We start from the raw sequence: 22,679 nt of genomic DNA, 5'->3' as shown, positions 1-22,679 counted from the left end.
AATATTTCAATATTTATTAAAAATTCTTAATCTTTTATTGACTTTGAATCAAAAGCAGTATAGCCTATTTTGTAATCCAATTATATATAAAGGTTATGTTAGGCTACGAAAAAGAACAAAGAAGCTTAAATACAGGACAAAAACAAGCAGTCGGATTACTTTCTATAGGTACATTTCTAGAGTATTTTGACCTTATGCTTTATGTGCATATGGCGATGCTTTTAAATAATTTATTTTTTCCGGAATATGATCCTTTCACTTTTTCGTTGCTTACTGCCTTTTCTTTCTGTTCTACCTATTTGCTAAGACCTATAGGAGCATTAATATTTGGGTATATAGGCGATCATTTTGGACGTAAGATTGTAGTTGTTTTAACTACCCTATTAATGGCTATTACTTGTGTGATTATAGGCAGCATGCCAACATATGCACAGATAGGTATAACAGCCTCTTGGGTTCTTACCATATGTCGTATAATTCAAGGTATGTCAGCAACTGCAGAAACACGAGGTGCAGAGCTGTACTTAACCGAAAATTCATCTCCTCCTATACAATATCCATTAGTAACAATTATAACCGTATTTTCTGCCGTAGGCACTACGGTAGCACTAGGTATTGCATCAATTTTTACTAATCAAAGTATTTATCACCATGAATCAAGTTGGCGTATAGCCTTTTTCGTTGGCGCAACTATCGCTTTTGTAGGTACTATTGCAAGGACTAGTTTAAAAGAAGCAGATGCATTTTCAAATAAAAGAAACAAATTAAAACTAAGACTTCAAGAAAATAATATTATGCTTGAAGAAATTGACAAAGATATTCTAGATCAAAAAGTTCCAAACACCACTTCTATTTGGTATTTCTTTATCCAGTGTGCTAGACCACCGTGTTTTTATTTCGTATATATATATTGCGGTGATATATTAAAAAGAGAATGCGGATTTACTCCAAGTCAAATTATAAATCAAAATTTTTGGGTATCTATAATAGATTTACTCGGTATTATCGGTCTTGCATTTATTAGCTATAAAATCCATCCTTTAAAAATCCTAAAGGTAAAATTATATCTATTTTTTACCTCTCTCATTTTTTTTCCTATAATGTTAAATTATAACCCTACTCCTTTATATATTTTTATTTTTCAATGTTTAGCTGCATTATTCGTATTTGATCACGTACCGGCAGCTCCTATATTTTATAAATATTTTCCGGTTTTTAAGAGATTTACATATACTAGTATGCTAAGTGCAATAGCAAAATTATTTACTTATATTATAACGTCATTTGGTTTAGTTTATATTACCAATTATCTAGGATATTGGGGATTATTTTTAATTTTCATTCCAATAGGTATAACTTTCTTTATGGGAGTAACTTATTTTGAGAAAATGGAAACGAATCGAAATTTATAATTTTATTAAAAGTAGAATTTACATTAAACTTTAAATTATTTTTATAACATTCAGCATATATAAGCTCTGAAACTGAAGGTATTTCAAGTATTTCACTTAACACTAAAAAGCTTTTTAATGTCTCTTTAATTATTTTATGAGCTTTTTCAGGCGATTTTACTTCCAAAGTTTGTAAATTATGTATTCTATCAAAAAGTTTTATAAGAGCAGTATCGTATCTTTTTTGTTTAATTAATAAAATAAGACTTTTCCCGCTACTTATTTTTCCCCAAGGCCTAATTCTAGTTAGACCTGCTACATGCTTTGCTACTTCTTCATCAAAAATATTGCTAATCATTTCTGCAGTAAGTTCAGTATCTTCAATAGTGTCATGAAGTAATGCAGCTTGTAGCATTCTAAAAGTAAAGAGTTTAGGTACTTCTTTTGCTACAAATTCCGCTACCATAATTGTTACTGCGATTGGATGAGAATAATAAGGGTCACCTGATTGACGCATTTGCTCACCATGATATTTACGAGCATAATAAATACCTTTTTTAACTTCTCTAATATCAATAGGTTGTTTTACTTGGGTATTTAACAATAAAAGCCTTTCGATTAATTTATCTGAATATTTACAGCTTTCAAAATTTTTTTCCCAATATTCTATATCTTTCATATCTTTCATAAAATCGCCCCATTCTATATATATTATTTTATTGTTTTTTTTATGATTATCTTTTTAAAATCCAATTATTATTTATTAAAATTTTATTTTTAATGCTAAAAAATAACTATATATTAAAAACAGTTTTTTACAAAGGTTTATATGTCATCCTTAACTATCACCTACATTTTTCTCATTACAACAATATTTCTTTTTCGTCTGTATGGCTGAGGAAGTATTCTTTCGAGGGTTTTTACAAAGAACATTACAAAATCTTTTACCACAACAGCAGATTTTAGCTGTTATTATAGCATCTTTAATATTTGGGATCGCACATTTTCAAGGCGGACTAATATATATAGCTTTAAGCACTATATGCGGTTTTTTCTATGGTTATGCATATTATAAAACAGGCAAAATATTATGCTCTATGATAGTTCATTTCGATCTAAATTTATCCATGTATTATTATTTACTTATCCTGCTCTTAAAACTTTGTGAAATAAATGTAATTTTAATAGACAAAGTTATAGTGTTTTTTTATTTACAAATAGTAAACATAATAACTAGGTTTTATGAACAAAGATATCCTACGGATTTATTACCTTCAGAATATGAGTTAGTAAGCTCTAGTAATGCTGCTTTGACCCTATTGTTAATGGAAGCAACCTTATTATTCTTGTTTGGTTATTGCTGCTACTGTTGTTTCAATAATGAGCAAAAAGATATGGGGCTTGAATTAATCGGTGATCACCACAAACATGATGAATAATATTTTTTAATTATTGCACGGTTCTTAATGTCATGCCTGCGAAAGGCTTGCCTACGTGGCTCGAAAATAGTCATTGCGAGGAAATTGCATAGCAATTGACGAAGCAATCTCAAGAGTTTGTTATTATTTCATGAGATTGCCATGCAGTCTACGACTGCTCGCAATAACGGGGTGATATCCACACAGGCAATGCCCAACCTACAATTTACTTGGATCAAAGCTAAAATTAATCTCTTTCCAATGGTTAAAGCGTGCAGAGTCAAGATTTTCGATAGGACTTGCTTGCCATACCGCTCTAATTGCATTATCCGCCAAAGCTTCACAAACACTAGCCGGAATATTAGGACAGATTTTTTCGTTAACCTTTGCCTGCTCAACATTACCTGCTTTATCTAGAGTAATACTAATAATGACTTTTACCTTATTATTACCTCTAACTCCTGCCGGTACATTACTCCAATGTCTTTCAATCTGTCTTTTTATCAAAGATGCTTCACTATCGGAAAGAGGCAGCCCATCTGTATAAACCCCTTTAGTTTCTTTTGCATTATCAGCTTTTTTTGACCTTTGATGTTTATTGGATTTTACATTATCCCCTTCCGAAGACTGCTCTAAATTTTTCAGCAAAGAATCAAGCTCATCGGTTTTAGGCTCTTTTTTCTTCACCTCTTTAGGTTTCTCAACCGGTTTTTTTTCTTCTTCTTTAGGTTTTTCTTTCTTTACTTCTTCTTTCTTCTCAGGTAACGCTTCTTTTGCTTCTTCAGACTTTGGTTCTTCTATAGGTTTTTTCTCTTCTATTTTAGGCTTTTCTTCCATTGTTTTAGCCTCAGGCTCTTTTGCTTTTTCTTCTTTAGGCAAATCTTGCGATTCTTCTTCTTTTGGCTTACTCTGCTCAGATTTTTTAGCGTCTTCGTTTTCTATAGGGGCTTCTTTTTGCTTTGTCTGAGTGGTAATATTTGATTTATCGCTAACAGGTAACATTTCAAAAGTTATAGTTTGCTCTTCCGGTAATTTTTCAAAAAGTAACGGCATACCGAATAGAAAAAAATATAAAAGAAGTAAGTGCAGAACAACAGAAAAGCTAAGAAAAACCGTAAAATTATCCTTATTTTGATTACTTTTCATTATTTTTAATATTTGAAATAAGAGCTACACGAGAAAAGCCGGCAGCATAAATTTCGGCCACTATCTCTACTACCTGCCCATAAGAAACATTTCTATCGCCTCTTACAAAAATTCTAGCATCCTTTTTTTCTTTAGTGATATTTGCAAGCTTGTCGGTTAAATGCATTCTTTCTATTGGAATTTCAAGTAAGAAAATTTTGCCTTTATTATTGATAGTAACAACCAAAGGCTCATCCTGACCTGAAATCGGGCTTGAATTTGTCTCAGGCAAATCCACGTTTACTCCTGAAACAAGCATTGGAGAAGTAATCATAAAAATAATTAATAGCACAAGCATCACATCAACAAGCGGCGTAACGTTAATTTCGCTAACTACCGCTCTTTTACTTTTTCTATTACTTCCGGCAAGCTTTATAGCCATTACATTTTCTCCTGATCAATTGCCTTAGAAAGCATAGAGTTTAACTCACTAATAAAATCTTCAATCTTATTATTGATAAGAGTAATACGGGAAATCAGATAATTATAAAAAATTACTGCCGGAATAGCTGCAAATAAGCCTATCACAGTTGCAAGTAACGCCTCGGCAATTCCGGGAGCTACTACGGCAAGAGAAGTATTTTTTGAAGTAGCAATCGATTGGAAGCTATGCATAATCCCCCAAACGGTACCGAATAAACCTACGAAAGGAGCACTCGATCCAACAGTTGCCAAGAAGCTTAAATTTTTCTCGAGCTTTTCGACTTCCCTATTTTGAGCTAAGTACATTGCACCCGTTATACGCTCTTTATGGTTGTTTTTTAAGCCTTCAGAAAGCCCTTTAGTGCTTAAACTTTTATACTCATCCATAGCTGAGACAAAAATTAAAGCTAGCGGATTATTAACCGACCTCTTTATGCTTTCATATAATTGCTCTAATACTCCACCGGACCAAAACACATTTTCAAATGCCCGCATGCTTTTCTGCACTTGCACTAGCTTAAATATTTTATCCAAAATAATAGCCCATGACCAAATAGAGGCAATAAGCAACATCAGCATAACTGACTTACCGATAATGTCGGAGGAGCTTATTAAAGAAAAAATCGATAAATGATCTTGCGTAACGACTTCTAAACCGTTGCTAATATTAGTATCTGCACTCATTGAATATATATTATTTAAATTATTCTAAAATTAAATAATATATTCATATTTTATTTTTGTCATTAGGTTATGTGAAAAATTTTAGTAATCAATTTAGTATGGCTTTTGAAAAACACTTCAGTGTCATACCGTGGCTTGACCAAGGTATCCAGAAAACAACTAAAAATACTAATAATATTAGTATTTTTAATTGGATTCTGTGAATAAATCACGAGGTGACACATATTTTTTAAACCATCAATTTAATATCTCTTGACTTATGTCAATTGTTCATATAAAATACCGCTCTTAAATTTAAAGTTGCACGTAAAATTAATTCAATATTTAAAAAAACTTGAATCTATAGCTTTTGGTCCATGGCTTAATAAATACAAACAATTATTTATCTCAGACGAATTAGAAACTGAGCTGTTTGATATAATCATTCAAGCTCAAGAAAATAAAAAACATTTTAATAAAGAGTTATTTATATTATCTAATAATGTTATTGAAAGAGAGAAAAAGGAAGAGATAAAGCAATCAAAAGTTGTTATTATTTTTCTTCGGACTATAGAGCAAATTTATATTCTACATGTACTTGGTTAACTAACTTTCAGTTAGAACAATATGCTAGATTTATATTAAATCTTCCAAAGAATTATAAGGACTATGAAGATTATTTTTTACAAAAAAAACAACAAGACGGAGATTCAAAAATTAAAGCTTTTAATAATGTTCAAGATAAGAAATTCTTAGCGAGAAAATATTTCAATTTATCAAAGCACGAACCATCAAATAATTACCCATTGTTTCAAGAAAATACTTTAAAATTGCAAAAATATTTAGAATATCCTTATGAATATAATACTGCAATTGATAAATCTGAATTTCTAGGTTCTGTAGATAGCTATTATAATTATTCTTGTGATAATATATAAAAATTATATATTAATAAAACAATCATTTATTAAGAAAATTAATATGCTGAAATCAGAAAATATACAAAAATCCGATAAAACTCCTAAAATTATACGTAAAAACACTTTTTTAGACCTTATGGCCTTCTATCTTATTCTATTTACTATATGGATAACTGCACAACTATATATCGTGAATCTGAATTACCTAATTATTATGATAAAGTTAAAATGATAGGTCATGATACCGGATATTTTCATAAATACTTTACTGGATTTGGGTTTGAATAGACATGACTTAGAAAGAATTGCTTTGTGAGTTAATTTAGCCTCTCGATATCATTCCTAGCTAGAAGCAGGAATCCAGTAATAAAAAGTTCATACACTGTAAATAATTCTATGTAAAATTTTAAACCTTTCCTATCACATTGTAGCAGTTCTTAAGCCCAACTAATACTAAATTATATTCATGAAAAATGCAGAACCTTCAATTACTTTCAAGCTTGATATTACCACGGTTTATAACACCCCCAATATATTATCAGAAAGTAACATAAGAAATTTTAGAAAAAACTTTTCCGGTCTTGATGTAGTAGAAATGGATAAAAACTTTTCATCTATACCAACTGTTGGTGCCGCTATAGAAGTAATGTATTATATATTTGGACATTTAAATAGTAAAAAATCTACAGTAAGTAGCAAGAAAGCTACAGAAATTAAGCATTCACTAATACATAAATTAATGCCTAATTATCCATATGAAAGTTACACAAATCATGAATTGTTGAAAAATTATGAAATAATACAGAAACCAGGCTTTTTTGAATATCAATTAGATGGTGAATTCATAAAATGGATGCCGGATAAAATCACTTCTATACCACCTGACACGCTAACCAAAATTCAAATAATGAGTCTTGCCTTTCAATGTAGTATATTAAATAGACACAATGAAGCTGCTAAAGAGATATTTAAATGTATAATTGCAGCAATAAATCTATATTTTAATTACTTTGCAAAAGAAGTTGAACAATATAGCAAATGTGCAGAATATCTACTCCCCGTGCTAAAGCTTATTGAACCGGAATCTAAGCTTAAAATTACCCAAGCACTAGTACCGTATATAAAATCCAGCTTAGATTTATCAGGTCAATTCTCTGATTTATTAATGGAAAATAAAAATTTTGAAGAGGTAAAAGCTTTACTTGAAGAATCTATTTTTTCGTTAAATACTAATACTGAAAATCAGGTTTTAGCCCAGTGGTATTATAGAACAGGTCGTGTTTATGAAGAAATCGGAAGCTATGATATGCCACTAAATGTTATGAACATGCTTTTGTGCTTCTACCCACACATCCAACAGCAGCCTATCATTTATGATCTAATTATAGAATACAAGGCGAATGTGATAAAGCTAATGACTCAATACAATATGTGCTGGTAGAATATATAAAATATATTCTAGAAATGTTAACTAATCCATATGAAATTTCTTATAAGACATTAGATGTAATTAAAAAAATACCTTAGTTCCTTTCTATTCATCAATATATGATGGCTGTGAATACATGGCTTTTTATAACAGAATTTCCAATTAAAAAAAATAACAAAAACCAGCAATCAATATTAACCGAAAAACTAAAAGCAATTAGTGATACCCCAAACAACATACGTCTAGCATTCTCAATTGCCCTATGTAGTAAGCAATTTAAAACGGCTTCTGATCTTTTAAATAAGATACCTGAGCATCAAATAAATTTGTATGAAAAGACTATTATAAAACTTCGGAGTTACGTGGACCCAAATTATACGTTACCTCAAAATAATACTCTAACGTCCAATGAAAAAGCAGAGGTTCTTAACGCCGTTAATACCGGTTTAATAGCAGATAACGAGACTAAATTAACTTTTGAAAAATCTGAAAAGATTTTCCAAAATATTGAAAATGCTCTGCAAAATGATTCTTGCAATGAAAACACTTTAGAAATTGGAGTAGTTACCGCCTTATTAAATAATAACTCAAAAAAGTACAAGAATATGCAAGTAAATTAAATCAAAAAAAACAAGAAGGGATTATTGCAAACTATTCCCCCGATAATAAGCCAATAGAAAACTTAGAACAATTAACCCTTCAATATGATACAAAAAAAATCCATCAATATTATCAACTAAAAAAGAAACATGAATTTTATCTAGCCATTCAAAAGATTACCAACTGCAATAATAATTCTTGGAATATTCCTAAAGAAGGTCAAATTAAAATTGATAATCAGGAAGTAACAAAAGGTACGGATAAATTTCTTGGCAAATATAGAGGATTTGATTGTTACGGTACAATGTCTAAAAAAATCTATAATACCTTTGATAAAAGTAAAGTTACCTCTTTTGTTTCTGCTTTAAAAAAAGGAATAATATATCACAAACACGGAGTAAACGGAGTTAAACTTATTAAGGAAAATGCTTTTAAAGCTAAGTGGGACTGTGATGACCGATTATTTACGAATATACTATATTTTAATGAACAAGGATTATTATTAAATGTTGATGAGTATGGTAACCATGCTGAAATAAAAAAGTTTATTAGCGGTCATCATTTGGAGTTTTATAATGTGGAGTGATTAACTTTAAGATTCTGCTTTGTTGTATGACTCGATTTTTATCGTCATTGCGAGGAAATTGCATAGCAATTGACGAAGCAATCTCAGGATATTTGACGAGATTGCTATGCATCCTATGGCTGCTCGCAATGACGTGGTGGTATCCACGCAACAACACCTCCTCGCAATGACGATATTTATATTTAATGAGCCATGCCTAAAACTTAGGATAATTTTGTAGTAAAACTTAAATAATCGTTGCCGTATTTCTCAATATAATCATCATATTTACCTTTAAAATCAACAATCTTTTTCCTATAGGAAAGAGCAATAATTCCGATCGTGCGTTACTAATATTACCGTACCATCAAAATCAATTAGAGATTTTTTAAGAGCTTCTCTTGACTCTATATCAAGATGATTTGTCGGTTCATCAAGAACCAAAATATTACTTTTTTCTAGCATCATTTTAGCAAGTAATAATCTTGCCCCCTCACCGCTGCTTAAACTTAAAATATTTTCTTCATCACTGCGAAATAATACTTGTCCGAGCGTATTTCTAACTGTATTTTCCGTTTCTTTTTCAGATTGCTTTTTAAGCCAATCAATAATACTAATATTTTCATTAAGTAGCTCATGATGGTCTTGAGCGAAATAAGATATTTGCGATTCATATCCCCACTCATAACTACCTTGATCTGCTGATATTTTATTCATTAAGATTTTTAATAAAGTAGATTTACCGATATCGTTTGCACCGATAATAATAATTTTTTCTCCTCATGATACGTTAAAACTAACTTTATTTAATATTTGCTTATTCTCAAAATCTTTAGTTATTTGATCAATTTTTAATACTAATTTTCCTGAATTGCTTAGCTGCTTAAATCTAAATAACAGACTAATTCTTGAAGATTTCTGTATATCCGGTAATTATATTTTCTCTAACTGCTTTTCTCAGGAGGAACTTTGCCTTGCTCTCGTCCCTGCTCTAAATTTATCAACCCAAGCCTGCATATTTTCTATTTTCTTTTCTAAGAAATTTCGCTCGCTTAGCTTTCTGAGCAGCTATTATCTGCTTTTCTTGAACAAAATTATCATAATTGCCCGTATATAGTTTTATTTCTTCATAATCTATGTCCAAAATATCCGTTGCGACATTATTAAAAAAAACTAAATCATGCGATATAAAAATTAATATTCCTTTAAAAGAGTTTTTTAAATAATTCTCAAGCCAATATATTGAAATAATATCAAGATGGTTTGTCGGTTCGTCGAGTAGTAAAATATCGGGATTATTAAATAGACTTTGTACGAGTAATACACGAAGCTTATAACCTTCTGACAACGCAGAAAGCAGCTCATAATGGTATTTTTCGGCTATTCCAAGACCTACAAGCAAGCTAGCTGCAAAAATTTCAGCAGTATAACCGTCATTATCGTATATTACCTGTTCAAGTTCACCAAACTTATACCCATCTTCATCACTACATTCCTGCCGATTTAATATCTCTTCTTTTTCCTGTAAAGCTTTCCATAACTCCTTATTCCCTGCTATTACCGTATCTATAATTTTAGTATTTTCATAAAGAAACTGATCTTGTTTTAAACAACCTATTTTGGAATTTTTTGGTATGTTAATCTCACCGAAAGCTAGCTCTTCTTCTTAGTTAAGACTTTGAAAAAAGTTGTTTGACCTGCTCCGTTGGCACCTACTAAACCATATAGTTTATTGTTTTTAATATGCAAATTTACATCGGTAAATAGTATTCTTGTACCATAATAACTCATGGCTAAATCGTTTATAATAATCATATTTTTAGATTTCGTAGTTAAATGGTGTTATTGTATAGACACCTAATCGCCATTGTGAACAACTGCAAGTCTTGTTGCATGACTCGTTTTATGTCATTCCAGCGAAGGCGTTGTTGCGTAGATACCGCCCCGTCATTACGAGCAGTCGTAGACTGCGTGGCAGTCCAAAACAATAATAAAAAAATTCTGTAAATCAGAATTTTTTACTGGATTGCTTCGTCAAAACTTACAGTTTTTCCTTGCAATGACGACCTTCAGTATCCACACAACAAGACCTATGCAGGCATAACATAAGAGCCATGCGGGCAATGCCGAGCTTGTGGCAAGATTCATAAATGCTTATTACTTAAAGTTAGTTTTGATGGATACCATGGAAGGTTCACGGTATAACAATAAAAAATCTTATTTCTTCAATAGCTCAAGAGCTTTTGCAAAATCTACTATATATTCTTCTTCTTTTTTTAAGTCTTTGATTTTTAAGTTATTATTCACCTGCTCTTCGTCACCTATAAAAATAATAAATTTAACATTTTCATTAAAAATGCGTTGCATTCTTTTAGCTATTTTACCTAGGGGTTCTATGATAGTAGCAATATTTTCTGTTCGCAATTTATCTACAATTTCTAAAGCATAGCAAATATTATTTTTGCCTATAGGTAATACAAATACCGACTTAACTTCAGATATATTATATTTCCGCATTAAAGCAATTCGCTCAATACCGGCAGCAAAACCGATAGCCGGCACATCATCATTATTACCCATGATTTTAGCAAGCCCGTCATAACGTCCACCAGCTAGAATAGTAGATTGGCTCCCTAGCTTTTTTGTAGTGAATTCAAAAGCAGTATGGTGATAATAATCAAGCCCTCTAACCAAGCGTGGATTTATGCTATATTTCACGCCTAAAATATCTAGATACTTTATTAACTCCTCAAAATATTCTTTGGATTCATCAGTGTAATATTCAGATAAAACCGGTACGTTTGCTATTATTTTCTGATCGGTCTCACTTTTAGAATCAAGTATCCGCATCGGATTTTTGGATAACCTTATTTTGCTTTCTTCTGATAATTGATCTTTAAAATCATTTAGATATTCTACTAATTTTTGCTGATAAACGCTTCTTGATTCATTACATCCAAGAGAGTTAAGCTCTAAGGTAGTATCCTGCTCTATTTCGAGTGCTTTTAATATATCAACGGCTAACTTCAAAGTGTCAGCATCAGTAATTGCTCCTTTAGCACCGATATACTCATAATTTAGTTGGTGAAATTGTCTTTGACGCCCTGCTTGCGGTCTATCATAACGAAAAACAGGACCGGTAGAGAAAAACTTTAATGGTAATTTATGTTGTAATCCGTTTGAGATGAGGCTTCTTATAATACATGCTGTAAATTCAGGTCGTAATGCTACGGAATCATTGCTTTTATCTAAAAAACTATAGATTTCTTTGCTGATTACGTCAGAGCTTTCACCCATCGAACGGTTAAAGACTTTAGTATACTCCAAAATAGGAGTACTCATTTGTTTATAGCCGTACAATACTCCAACATCTCTTGCTTTGTTAATTATATAGTCGTGAACTTTATAATCATCCGGCAAGAGATCTTTCATTCCTCGGAGTGGTTGCAACTTTTCAGTCATTTGGTTAATTTTGTTTTGTTGCGTGGATACTACTAACTCGTCATTGCGAGGAGGGGCAAAGCCTCAACGTGGCAATCTCAGGAATTCTGTACTACTTCATGAGATTGCTACGCTCTCTACGTTCGCTCGCAATAACGGATAACCCCTTCTTAATTCTGCTCTTTTTGCATAAAAAACGATCTTATAATATATAAAACAAATATTGTGATAAACCAATATATTAATGCACGACCTGCGGTTAATAGATTAAATTCACCGTCATATATTTGAATAAATAGTAAATATGCACAAGAAATTAAAATAAACGGTACGATAATAAATACTAAAGGACATCTAAAAGGTCTTTGAGCATCAGGTAACGTTACCCTAAATAATACCACTATTATTGTAACGGTTATATAATCAATAAGAGCTCCCATTGAAGTTAATTGCGTTAATAATTCCGTAGAACAAAATCCTCCAAGGATAGCGGCTAAAGAAGCAAATATTATAATCGTAATATACGGACTATCATATTTTGGGTGCAGCTTTGCAAAACTTTTCGGTAGTAAACCGTCACGTGCAATAGCATAAAAAATACGAGAAGTACCATAAATATTCATCATCAACACCGTCATCATACCGCAAACTGCTCCGGTTGCAACAATAGCAGAGCCGATCTTGCTATTATTGATAGTTAAAGCGTACGCAAGCGGTTGAGCGTTATTTAACTGATCAAAAGGTGCAATACCGGTAACAAGCCCTGCCATCGTTACATAAACTATAGTAGTTAGAACAAGTGAGCCAATAATACCGATCATTATATCGCGTTTTGGGTTTTTACACTCCTCAGCTGCGGTTGCAATCGTTCCAAAACCCGTAAAAGCTAAGAATAAAATAGACGCACCTACTAAAACATTACTAAAACCGAAAGGCATAAAATTACTCCAGTTAGTAGCATCAAAATGAGGGGCGGCAGCGAGTATAAATACGAATATTGCAGCCATTTTTACGAAAACTAAAATTGCATTTAGTCTCTTACTATCTTTAGTACCTAAATATAAAATAAATCCAATAAATACCGAGATTAAAAATGCCGGTAAATCTATTATACCGCCGTTTGTCGGTACAGTAGTTAATTCTTTCGGTAAATTGATTCCACCTGCTGCTAGTATTCCTTGTACGTAGCCCGACCAGCCCACAGCTACTATTCCTGCAGCAACACCAAGTTCTAATATTATAACACTACCGATCATCCAAGCAAATACTTCGCCAAATGCTACATAGGAATAAGTGTAAATACTTCCTGATGTCGGAAGCATTGCAGCAAGTTCAGTATAAACAAGCGCTACAAAGATACAGGTAATACCTGCAATCGCATAAGATAACATTACTGCAGGTCCTGAATATTTAGCAGCAATTATACCGGTAACGACGAATACGCCCGTGCCGATCATCGCACCAAGACCCAGTAATATTAAATCGAATGCTCCAAGCGTCTTGCTAAGACCGCTTGAGCTTCCTATCTCTTTTACTGATTCAAAACTTTTCTTCCTTAAAAAACTCATTAGTTTCTCCTGTTTTAGTGAGCTTATTTTTTTGTGAATTGTGTCATTGCGAGCGACTAAAAGGAGCGTGGCAATCTCAGGAGATCTAACTAGATTGCCACGTTGCTTTGCTCCTCGCAATGACACAATTACCTTATCTCTCTAGTAATCCATCCACCGCCAAGTACTCTTTCGCCGGCATAAATAACGCATGCTTGCCCAGGGGCAACGGCTTTTTCTTCACATAAAAATTTTACTTTCATTTTATCATCACCGAGTTTACTTATTTCGGCTAGACGCGGCGGCCTTGTCGAACGAATTTTAACTGCTACTTCTAACTTTTCATTATCTTTAATCTCATCTGCAAGCCAATTCACATCTCTAATGATAAATTCCTGCACGTTTAATGCGGACTCCGGTCCTACATATACTATATTGTCCTTAGGATCAATCTTTACTACATATAAAGGCTCATTATAAGCTATACCAAGACCACGACGTTGTCCTATGGTGTAGTTAATTATACCACTATGCTCTCCTAGCTCAAACCCGTTTACGTGAATAATTTTACCGCTTTCACTGCTATTTGGACGTATTTTATTTATCACGCTCTTATAATTTCCGTCAGGTACGAAACAAATATCTTGGCTGTCGGGCTTATCCGCTACCTCAAGCCCAAATTTACTAGCAAGCTTTCGTGTTTCATCCTTAGTAAGCCCTCCTAGAGGGAAACGTAAATATTCTAATTGCTCTTTAGTTGTCGTAAATAAAAAATAACTTTGATCTTTTGCTGGATCAAGCCCTGTATGTAATTCCGCTCCGTTATCACCGTTTATTTTTCGTACGTAATGACCGGTAGCAAGCTTATCTGCTCCAAGCTCTCTAGCCGTTTTAATTAGATCCCTAAACTTTACCGATTTATTACATTGCACACATGGAAGCGGTGTTTCACCTTGTAAATAGCTATCGACGAAATTATCTATTACCGACTCTTTAAATTTGCTCTCATAATCAAGTACGTAATGGGGAATACCTAGCTTATTTGCTACCATTTTAGCATCGTAAATATCCTGACCAGCACAACAGGCATTTTTCTTCCCTACTGCCATACCGTGATCATATAGCTGCAAGGTAATACCTATAACATTATGTCCTTGTTCATGCAGCATTGCGGCAACCGCCGAACTATCAACCCCGCCTGACATTGCGACAACTATAGTAGACTGCTTATCCCCTAAATTAGTCATACCAACCTTAAACAAACAGCAAATTATACTAAATTTATAATTAAATTACAACACTATCTTTTAACATATTAAAATGCTATAATTGGCGTTGTCTAATAATTATCGATTTCGTCATTGCGAACAGCCCGTAGGCTGCGTGGCAATCTCATGAAATAATAACAAACTCCTGAGATTGCTTCGTCAATACTTCGTATTTCCTCGCAATGACAATTTACTAATCCACGTGGGAATGACAAAATGCTTCAAATAATGCAAAAATTATATGTTATTTAAAATATTATACAAAACAGTTATTACATTAGCTTTAATTTATTTCATACTGATTATTTTAGAATATGCACGTCAAGGTTTTATTAATGACTTATCGTTACAAAAAGTAGATTTATCTATTCAGAATTCCATAAAAGAACCAATTTATTTAGTTTCTTATGCCGACGGTCCGGAGTATGTTTATCGTAATCAAAATGCAACCACTCATTATGCAATTAATAAAGGTATAGACTTCATATTTCACTATAAGAAAAAACACATAAATCAAGCGTTTATAGAAAAAAACCAAGAAATTTTTAATGAACCTGCAGGAGCGGGATTATGGCTATGGAAGCCTTATATTATAATTGAAACAATGAAAAATGCACCAGAAGGAGCTATTATAGTATATTTAGATTCAGCATTTATTATTAAAAAGCATATCAGTAATTTAACAAATCTTTTAGGCGATAATGATATATTACTGGTACATGATCGCAATCGTAAAAACGGTAGTTTTATTAAAGGCGAAACTTTTGCTTTAATGGATTGCCTTACAGACGAATGCAGAAATGACGATCACATTTGGAGTGCCATTATTATTGTGCGTAATACCAAGCTTTCTCGTTCTTTCATTGAAAAATGGCTAAAAAGTTGTGAAGATATTAGAATTCTTTCAGGCAAAGATTATAATATCCATCCTAATTACGATGAATATAAATGGCATCATTCCGATCAATCGATACTTAGCCTTATATATCATAAAAATCCACAATCGGTCAAAGTAATAGAATATGAAGAAACAATACCTTCTTTATCTTGGTTCCACCGTAAATATTCAAATAGCTCACCGTTAAAACCTTGGTATAGCATATACGGTATAGATCCTATAATTAATTTTAATACTAACGGCAAAGTTTTACCTTCTACCGCTCTTATAAATACTCCGCTGATTGTTAGACTTCGTAAATGGGTTATCGAGTATACTCAATGAGCCGGTGTTGTTGCATAATTCCAAAGCCGTCATTGCGAGCGAACGTAGAGAGCGTGGCAATCTCATGAAATAATAACAAACTCCTGAGATTGCTTCGTCAATTACTTACGTAATTTCCTCGCAATGACGACATCTCTCGTACTTTAAAAAAACTATAAGATAAAGTAAGTACTTTAATGTCTTGCATTTCAGGGTCAAGCTCAAAATCCTTATCTATATAAAATGTAACCGGCATTAAGACTTTTTCGCCGGCTTTTAATAATTGTTCTTCAAAACAAAAACAATGAATTTTTACGAAATATTTTCCTGCTTTATTTGGAGTAACATTATATACGGAAGTACCTATTATATCGTTATCGCTTAGATTCTCCGTTTCATAGAACACTAGAGTATTCTGCCCCGGAACAATTTGCACTCTTTGCTGCCTTGGAATAAACCGCCAAGGTAAATCTTTATCAACATTAGCATCAAACTCGATAATTATAGGTTTAGTGCCTTTTACCTTAGAATATACACTCACCATTTCTTTTGCAGTAGTGCCGCCATATCCTGTAACTTTACAAAATAAATTATAGATAGGTACGGAAGCAAAACTGAGTAACACCATACTAATTATTAATCCCAGCAAGGAAAAAGCTAAATTTTTATTGGATTTTTTAGACATTATTTGATTTTATTTAAAAATACTCTAGAAAAAGTTTATTTTAGATCATATATGTGTTAGTATAAAAAAAATAGTTTTTAAGGTTAGTATGACTAATAATATTAATGCATTAGCAATTTCTAGCGAATCAGGATTTTATAGCTACTTACAGAAAATCAATAAAATCCCTTCACTTACGCAAGAAGAAGAATTGTTATTAGCAAAATCCTATTTAGAAGGGAATGATTTACAAGCTGCACATAAATTAGTAACAAGTCATCTTAAACTTGTTGCAAAAATTGCAAGCGGCTATAGGACTTACGGTCTTCCTATTACCGAATTGATTTCAGAAGGTAATATAGGTTTAATGCAGGCAGTAAAAAAATTCAATCCCGAACTTGGTTTTCGCCTATCAACATATGCGATGTGGTGGATTAAAGCAGCCATACAAGAATATATATTAAAATCTTGGTCATTAGTAAAGATGGGAACAACGGCTGCACAAAAAAAATTATTTTTTAGTCTTAATAAAGTTAAGCATAAAATTACTAATTTATACTCAAGGGCTATTACTACCGATGATTTTGCACAAATAGCAGATGAGCTAGGCGTTTCGGTTAATGAAGTTTCTGAAATGAATACTAGAATTTCAGGTCCTGATTTATCGTTAAATAACTCTATAAATAGTGACGATACAGAATCCGGAGAATTAATAGAACTATTACCGGAAACACGTCCTACTCCTGAAGCTATGGCTATTAATAAGCAAAATTCTACCAGTAAAAGGCAGTTACTATCAAATGCTATGAAGATTTTAAACGATAGGGAACTGCGTATTTTAACAGAGCGTAAATTAACGGATACTCCTAAAACTCTAGATATTCTAAGCAATGAGTATAATATTTCTAAGGAACGTATTAGACAAATAGAAAATACGGCTTTTAAAAAAATAAAGAAGTTTATTTTAAACCATAGTAGAGAAGTAGCTTAAGTCTTATTGAACTGTCATCCCGTGGCTTGACCACGGGACCCAAAAACAACTAAAAATACTAACAATGTTAGCATTTTTAACTGGATACCGCGATCAAGTCGCGGTATGACAACGGAAAAACGATCCACCCAACAATGCTTTCGTAGAAATGACATTAGTTCAGTACACCTGACCATTCTGGATCAGAAGCATCTGCCGGTGTCATAATTTCTCTTTCATTATGACCTGTTAGATCAATTGCAAAAATTTTGTTTTTTCCCGGAGCTTTAGCTCTCGACGGCCAACCTTTAGCAAACATAATAACTCGTCCGTTAGGCGACCAACAAGGACTTTCGACTAAATATCCGCTTGTTATTATCCTTTCACTATTCTCATCATCTTGGGGATATGCTTTCATAATTCCGATATTAAAAGTTTTTCCTCCATCTCCTCTAGTAATCTTAGTAAATGCTATATAGTCTCCTCTAGGCGACCAGCTAGGAGCTGCGTAAGAACCACCGCCAAAACTAATACGCTGAACGTCACTTCCGTCTGAATTCATGATATATAATTGAGGCACACCGTTTCTATCGGAATTATATACAATTTTTTTACCGTCTGGTGAATAGCTAGGAGAGGTATTAATACCGAATCCGTCAGTTAATTTATGAAGCCGTTTAGTAGCAAGGTCGATTTCATAAATATGCGTCGAACCGTTTTTAGCTATCGACATTACAGCTTTTCTACCGTCCGGTGAGAATCTAGGAGCAAAAGATATACCGGGAAAATCACCTACTACACTTTCTTTGCCTGTTTTTAAATCTTTTTCATAAACGAGTACTCTTCTTTTAGTAGCATATGAAACGTAAAAAATCTTATCCGCCGAACGAGCAAATCTTGGGGTTAAGACTAGTGACTTTCCATTGGTAAGGTATTTATTATTAGCCCCGTCATAATCCATCAAAGCAATTCTTTTTATTTTCGGTAAAGAACTGCTTTCTGATACATACACTATTTTAGTGTCAAAATAACCAGCATCACCGGTAATTTTTTCATAAATTTTATCGGCAATTTTATGTGCTGCTCTTCTCCATAGATTTTCCGGTACTTCAAGAATTTCACCGGCGAGCTGTTTTTCAAGCAACGTATCCCATAATATAAAGCTAATTTTAAATTTACCACTTTCTAGTTTTTTAACTTCACCGTTTACTAAAAGACTAGCATTAATTTGACGCCATGCAGCAAAAAGCGGTTTATATTCTATTCCTGTCTTCTCTTCTATAAAAGAGGCAGCAGAAATAGGACGGAATAACCCCGAAAGCCTTAAATCATTAGAGATAACTTTAACCATATCGTGACCTAATACATCAGCGGCAGCATTATCGGCATCAAATTTATTGACCGCTATAGGCGTCGGGTCAGCTCGCCCATGCTCAATGTTTATTGTTTCAAGTGCATAGCTGGTAAAGCTAAATAATAGTGATAGTATAAAGTATATAATATTTCTCACTTAAAATACTCCTTTTTATCAAATTCCGTTATGGGTAATGTATGTCATTCCTGCTTTCGCAGGAATGACATACATTACCCAAAAATCTTCATCAGTTCTTCCCATTCTCTCTTAGTCATATCACTAGTTTCATGGGTAACTTTTTCACCGTTTATCATTCTTTTAATTACATCCAAACCTTTACGTGAAATATTTGCTCCCTGCAAACGATATTCTTCAAAAGCTTCGTAAGCAAAAGGAACCCAAGCTTTGACTATCTCAAGCATCTTTTCAGCATAAACTCTAATTTCATATTGAGCGTGAGGGTCGGCTCGCAATCTTAAAAAATGAAGTAAATTATGTAAATTAATCTTCCAATACCATTCCGTATAATAATTTAAAGTTAAATTCATACGAGCAAGCTCTCTTGCTATCCCTGTGGCGTTCTCATCTATAATATTACCCTCTTCATCGGCATTCATCAGTTCCTTATAATGCCCGTAGCACTGTCTAGCATCTTCCTCTAAAATTGCAAGGACCTTTTTAGCCACTTCTTTCGGTAAGCTATCCCTTTCCCTACATTGTTTATTTACAGCAGATTGGGAAGCAATATTTGCCGGTTCAGGTAGATAAAATTCATTACCTAAAATAGAATATCTTGCCGAATATTCGTTAACGCTAGCTGTTCTATGCCTAATCCATTGCCTTGCAATAAATATCGGTAGTTTAATATGGAACTTAATATCACACATCTCAAAAGGAGTGGTATGATAATGACGAAGCAAGTAGTTTATCAGCCCTTTATCTTGGTTTAATTGCTTCGTACCCTTACCGTAAGAAACACGAGCTGCTTGTACTATAGCACTATCATCCCCCATATAGTCGATAACTCTAATAAAGCCGTAATCTAACACTTTTATAGGCTCATATAAGATTTCTTCAAGTGCCGGGACTGTTACTCTTTTTGTGGTGTTGTGCATTCTATTTATCCTTTATGTTTTTCTTTAAATTAACCTTTCCGATGTCATTCCTGCGAAAGCAGGAATCCAGCGTAAAGCGAGATAAATCGAGCTTTTAAAAAGCTTTAAAGTATTGGATTGGATTCCCGCTTTCGCGGGAATGACATACAGTTATGGCAAATAACTATATAAATTCTTACCGTTTCTTTTTAGCCATAATTTTGCCAGTTGGTATTCGGGATATATATCCTCAACTAGCTCCCAAAAATTTTTACTATGGTTTATTTCTTTTAAATGTGCCATTTCATGAGCTACTAAATATTTCAGTACTTCAAAGGGGGCAAAAACTACCCGCCAATTAAAAACAAGGTTCCCTTTGCTACAACAACTCCCCCAACGGCTAACATTTTCCATTATTCTAATATTGGAATAAGTCAAATTATGTTTTTTAGATATATTCTCTAATATTGTTTTTATTTCTGCTAATAATTTCTTTTTAAGGAATACTTCTATACTAAGTTTTTTTAGTACCTGACTACAATACACTTCTAACGTAGAATCATTTAATTTTATCTGATTTTTAGACGAATCAATATGTATTATTTCATAAGATTTACCCAAAATAGAAATCTTATCTTCATCTTTTGGTATCGCAGTTACATTACGACGTAATTTTTGCCTAACCCAATATTCTTAACTTAACAAAAAATTATGACCTTTTTCGGCTTTTACCTTAAGAGGTAATACAAGCTCTGCACCTTTAGACGTAATGCGGATGGCTATATTTTTAGCTTTGCTACTCCTTCTTACTATAACATTTTGAGGTTCACCATATTTGGTAAGAGTAATAACATCTTCCATTTAAAATTCTATATACTTATTAGGATCAACTGCTATTTTATTTTTACGCATAGCAAAATATAATTTGTGTTCTACATGTCCGATAACACTATTTCTAGCAATTTTATCACCTTTTTTCAGTAATAAATCATCTAAACTCGCATATGCTACTTCTAGATCATCTTTATCTAATTTAACTATTACTAAATTACCGAATTGCTTATTATAACCTGAATATATTACCGTTCCTGCAGCTATCGATTTAACTTCACTATATTCTTTAGCTGCAATATCTATCCCTTTACTTTTACCGGCTTTAAACTCGGTAATAATTACCCCATTTAACGGTTTTACAAAGTTTAATTGTTCTATCGCTTCTTCATCTTCGTCTTCATTCCGAGACATAGGCATCTCAATATCATCATTATCATCTTCTATAATTTTTGCCTTTGGCTCTTCGAGTCTACCGCTCACTTTTTCTGACGCGGGATTGTCTTCCATAGTTCTTTGAATTATCATGCCCTCATCGTGATCTAGTTCGGTAGAATTATTATTTGCAGTAACATCTCCTACTTTATACTCAATTGGAGCCGGTTGCTGATCAACACAAGCAACTAAACAAAAACATATAACGATACTAAGTACAACAGGATATTTCATATATTTAACAAAACTATTATTTACATTAGAAAACAAATCTTACATAGTATATAATTTTTATCATTATTTTCCATCAAAAAATTAACTATGAAAACTTATAATATTGTCATAGCTAGTGATCATTCAGGTTATGAGCTTAAGTCTGAAATTATCAATTATTTAGAGCAGAAATCTCTAAAGATTTATGACTGCGGAACAAATAATACACAAACCGTTGATTATCCTGATTATGCTAAGAAAGTAGTAGATATTATTATTGAAAAATCAGCACCTATCGGTATTTTAATTAGTGATACGGGGATTGGTATGTCTATAGCTGCGAATCGTAGCTCGGAAATAAGAGCCGCTTTGTGCAACGATATATTAACTGCCGAAAATGCTAAAGCTCATAATGACGCTAATATCTTGATACTCGGATCAAAAACCATAGACCAAAAAATAGTATTTGATATTATAGATAAGTTTTTAACTACCCAATTTGAAGGCGGCAGACATAGCACCCGCCTATCAAAGATAAAATAGTTGTATAAACTGTTAAACATTGTTATTATCCGTCATTGCGAGGAGAGGCAAAGCTTCGACGTGGCAATCTCAGGCATTTTGCACTATTTCATAAGATTGCCACGCTCCTTGCAGTCGCTTGCAATGACGATTCGGTATCCATGCAATAAAGCCAAACTATAATATAAATTATGCTGCTTAATATGAATCTTCAAGAATTGAAACAAAAATATAATTACGATGTTGCAACGAAAATGATGCAGCAATATCTAGACATTAAATTTGCTCATTTAGATTGTTTACTACTATTTAGAATGGGTGATTTTTATGAAATGTTCTATGAAGATGCAATTCTAGCAAGCAATGTACTTGGCATTGCTTTAACAAAGCGCGGCAAAAACGGCGAAGAAGAAATTGCGATGTGCGGAGTACCTTATCATGCCCTTGAGAATTATTTAACTAAGTTAATTGAAGCAAATTATAAGGTTGCTATTTGTGATCAACTAGAAACACCTGAAGAAGCAAAGAATAGAGGCGGTTATAAA

21 protein-coding genes and 7 pseudogenes are annotated in these 22,679 nt (G+C 32.8%); 13 read left to right on the top strand and 15 right to left on the bottom strand.

The annotated features are described in order from the left end of the window. Positions 1–95 precede the first annotated feature (95 nt). Positions 96–1,412, top strand: coding sequence for an MFS transporter (locus RGRA_RS0102910; RefSeq protein WP_017443130.1), 1,317 nt, complete (start codon positions 96–98; stop codon positions 1,410–1,412). Here RGRA_RS0102910 and RGRA_RS0102905 read toward each other — a convergent pair. Continuing rightward, entirely contained in the window at positions 1,363–2,070 is a 708-nt protein-coding gene (locus RGRA_RS0102905) for an HD domain-containing protein (protein ID WP_024547260.1), read from the bottom strand. The genes RGRA_RS0102910 and RGRA_RS0102905 overlap by 50 nt on opposite strands. Positions 2,071–2,281: 211 nt before the next feature. On the opposite strand from RGRA_RS0102905, the pseudogene RGRA_RS14280 reads away from it, so the two are divergent. Beyond that, positions 2,282–2,455 (top strand): annotated as a pseudogene (locus RGRA_RS14280) (CPBP family intramembrane glutamic endopeptidase); the annotation flags it as partial. Positions 2,456–2,633: 178 nt separating this feature from the next. Next, positions 2,634–2,830 (top strand): annotated as a pseudogene (locus tag RGRA_RS14275) (hypothetical protein). Between the two features lie 198 nt (positions 2,831–3,028). Here RGRA_RS14275 and RGRA_RS0102890 read toward each other — a convergent pair. From RGRA_RS0102890 to tolQ, 3 genes are read right to left on the bottom strand one after another with little or no spacing between them, the layout of a single operon-like run. After that, positions 3,029–3,955 carry a periplasmic protein TonB, links inner and outer membranes gene (locus tag RGRA_RS0102890; protein ID WP_017443128.1) on the bottom strand — a complete coding sequence of 309 codons (927 nt, stop codon included), beginning with the start codon at positions 3,953–3,955 and terminating at the stop codon, positions 3,029–3,031. Beyond that, entirely contained in the window at positions 3,945–4,376 is a 432-nt protein-coding gene (gene tolR / locus RGRA_RS0102885) for a protein TolR (RefSeq protein ID WP_017443127.1), read from the bottom strand. The genes RGRA_RS0102890 and tolR overlap by 11 nt, the downstream gene beginning before the upstream one ends. Continuing rightward, entirely contained in the window at positions 4,376–5,101 is a 726-nt protein-coding gene (tolQ, locus tag RGRA_RS0102880; protein ID WP_017443126.1) for a protein TolQ, read from the bottom strand. Before tolQ ends, tolR begins: the two co-directional genes overlap by 1 nt. 300 nt (positions 5,102–5,401) lie before the next feature. On the opposite strand from tolQ, the gene RGRA_RS08570 reads away from it, so the two are divergent. The 6 genes and pseudogenes from RGRA_RS08570 to RGRA_RS14270 form a co-directional block, all read left to right on the top strand. Continuing rightward, positions 5,402–5,686 (top strand): hypothetical protein, encoded by a 285-nt coding sequence (locus tag RGRA_RS08570; protein WP_236609769.1) that lies wholly within the window; start codon positions 5,402–5,404, stop codon positions 5,684–5,686. A 200-nt stretch (positions 5,687–5,886) separates the two neighbouring features. After that, the gene (locus RGRA_RS14080; RefSeq protein WP_017443124.1) at positions 5,887–6,018 is read left to right on the top strand and encodes a hypothetical protein; all 132 of its coding nucleotides are present in this window, start codon (positions 5,887–5,889) and stop codon (positions 6,016–6,018) included. Between the two features lie 147 nt (positions 6,019–6,165). Next, entirely contained in the window at positions 6,166–6,288 is a 123-nt protein-coding gene (locus tag RGRA_RS14075; protein ID WP_269077348.1) for a hypothetical protein, read from the top strand. A gap of 178 nt (positions 6,289–6,466) precedes the next feature. Next, positions 6,467–7,441, top strand: coding sequence for a hypothetical protein (locus RGRA_RS08560; RefSeq protein ID WP_020480173.1), 975 nt, complete (start codon positions 6,467–6,469; stop codon positions 7,439–7,441). Positions 7,442–7,565: 124 nt separating this feature from the next. Then, positions 7,566–8,095 (top strand): annotated as a pseudogene (locus RGRA_RS13230) (hypothetical protein). Continuing rightward, a pseudogene (locus RGRA_RS14270) lies at positions 8,070–8,486 on the top strand (hypothetical protein); the annotation flags it as partial. The pseudogenes RGRA_RS13230 and RGRA_RS14270, both read left to right, overlap by 26 nt. Positions 8,487–8,645: 159 nt before the next feature. On the opposite strand, the pseudogene RGRA_RS13225 reads toward RGRA_RS14270, so the two are convergent. The 6 genes and pseudogenes from RGRA_RS13225 to mnmA form a co-directional block, all read right to left on the bottom strand. Then, positions 8,646–8,791, bottom strand: a pseudogene (locus RGRA_RS13225) (polysaccharide polymerase); the annotation flags it as partial. A 118-nt stretch (positions 8,792–8,909) separates the two neighbouring features. After that, positions 8,910–9,317, bottom strand: coding sequence for an ATP-binding cassette domain-containing protein (locus tag RGRA_RS13220; protein WP_330216861.1), 408 nt, complete (start codon positions 9,315–9,317; stop codon positions 8,910–8,912). A gap of 277 nt (positions 9,318–9,594) precedes the next feature. Further along, positions 9,595–10,409 (bottom strand): annotated as a pseudogene (locus RGRA_RS13215) (ATP-binding cassette domain-containing protein). 402 nt (positions 10,410–10,811) lie between these two features. Then, complete coding sequence (hisS, locus tag RGRA_RS0102830; RefSeq protein ID WP_017443121.1) at positions 10,812–12,056, bottom strand: histidine--tRNA ligase; 1,245 nt, start codon at positions 12,054–12,056, stop codon at positions 10,812–10,814. 149 nt (positions 12,057–12,205) lie between these two features. Beyond that, a complete protein-coding gene (locus RGRA_RS0102825) occupies positions 12,206–13,603 on the bottom strand; it encodes an amino acid permease (RefSeq protein ID WP_024547256.1) in 1,398 nt (465 codons plus the stop codon). A 128-nt stretch (positions 13,604–13,731) separates the two neighbouring features. Then, a complete protein-coding gene (gene mnmA, locus RGRA_RS0102820) occupies positions 13,732–14,829 on the bottom strand; it encodes a tRNA 2-thiouridine(34) synthase MnmA (RefSeq protein ID WP_017443119.1) in 1,098 nt (365 codons plus the stop codon). Positions 14,830–15,091: 262 nt separating this feature from the next. Between mnmA and RGRA_RS0102815 the strand changes: the two genes are divergently transcribed. Next, positions 15,092–16,072, top strand: coding sequence for a hypothetical protein (locus RGRA_RS0102815; RefSeq protein ID WP_017443118.1), 981 nt, complete (start codon positions 15,092–15,094; stop codon positions 16,070–16,072). Positions 16,073–16,169: 97 nt separating this feature from the next. Here the strand turns inward: RGRA_RS0102815 and RGRA_RS0102810 are convergent, their stop codons facing one another. Then, positions 16,170–16,736 carry a cytochrome c oxidase assembly protein gene (locus tag RGRA_RS0102810; protein WP_017443117.1) on the bottom strand — a complete coding sequence of 189 codons (567 nt, stop codon included), beginning with the start codon at positions 16,734–16,736 and terminating at the stop codon, positions 16,170–16,172. A gap of 88 nt (positions 16,737–16,824) precedes the next feature. On the opposite strand from RGRA_RS0102810, the gene rpoH reads away from it, so the two are divergent. Beyond that, positions 16,825–17,706, top strand: a complete 882-nt coding sequence (gene rpoH, locus RGRA_RS0102805; protein WP_017443116.1) for an RNA polymerase sigma factor RpoH — start codon at positions 16,825–16,827, stop codon at positions 17,704–17,706. A gap of 154 nt (positions 17,707–17,860) precedes the next feature. Here rpoH and tolB read toward each other — a convergent pair whose 3' ends face one another. The 4 genes and pseudogenes from tolB to RGRA_RS0102785 all read right to left on the bottom strand — a co-directional run bounded on the left by tolB (position 17,861) and on the right by RGRA_RS0102785 (position 21,633). Continuing rightward, positions 17,861–19,195, bottom strand: coding sequence for a Tol-Pal system beta propeller repeat protein TolB (tolB, locus tag RGRA_RS0102800; protein WP_017443115.1), 1,335 nt, complete (start codon positions 19,193–19,195; stop codon positions 17,861–17,863). Between the two features lie 74 nt (positions 19,196–19,269). Then, positions 19,270–20,154 (bottom strand): FAD-dependent thymidylate synthase, encoded by an 885-nt coding sequence (gene thyX / locus RGRA_RS0102795; protein WP_017443114.1) that lies wholly within the window; start codon positions 20,152–20,154, stop codon positions 19,270–19,272. Positions 20,155–20,304: 150 nt separating this feature from the next. Continuing rightward, a pseudogene (locus tag RGRA_RS08550) lies at positions 20,305–20,994 on the bottom strand (M48 family metallopeptidase). Further along, positions 20,995–21,633 carry a murein hydrolase activator EnvC family protein gene (locus RGRA_RS0102785; protein ID WP_051354050.1) on the bottom strand — a complete coding sequence of 213 codons (639 nt, stop codon included), beginning with the start codon at positions 21,631–21,633 and terminating at the stop codon, positions 20,995–20,997. A gap of 87 nt (positions 21,634–21,720) precedes the next feature. Here RGRA_RS0102785 and rpiB point away from each other — a divergent pair, with 87 nt between their 5' ends. Then, positions 21,721–22,155 (top strand): ribose 5-phosphate isomerase B, encoded by a 435-nt coding sequence (gene rpiB, locus RGRA_RS0102780; protein WP_017443112.1) that lies wholly within the window; start codon positions 21,721–21,723, stop codon positions 22,153–22,155. A gap of 170 nt (positions 22,156–22,325) precedes the next feature. Continuing rightward, positions 22,326–22,679 (top strand): MutS N-terminal domain-containing protein (locus RGRA_RS08545; protein ID WP_458692633.1); only part of this gene is annotated, 354 nt, incomplete at its 3' end.

It is taken from the genome of Rickettsia gravesii BWI-1, from assembly GCF_000485845.1.
Taxonomy (GTDB): Bacteria; Pseudomonadota; Alphaproteobacteria; order Rickettsiales; family Rickettsiaceae; genus Rickettsia; species Rickettsia rickettsii.
This window is presented reverse-complemented; position numbering and strand designations above follow the sequence as displayed.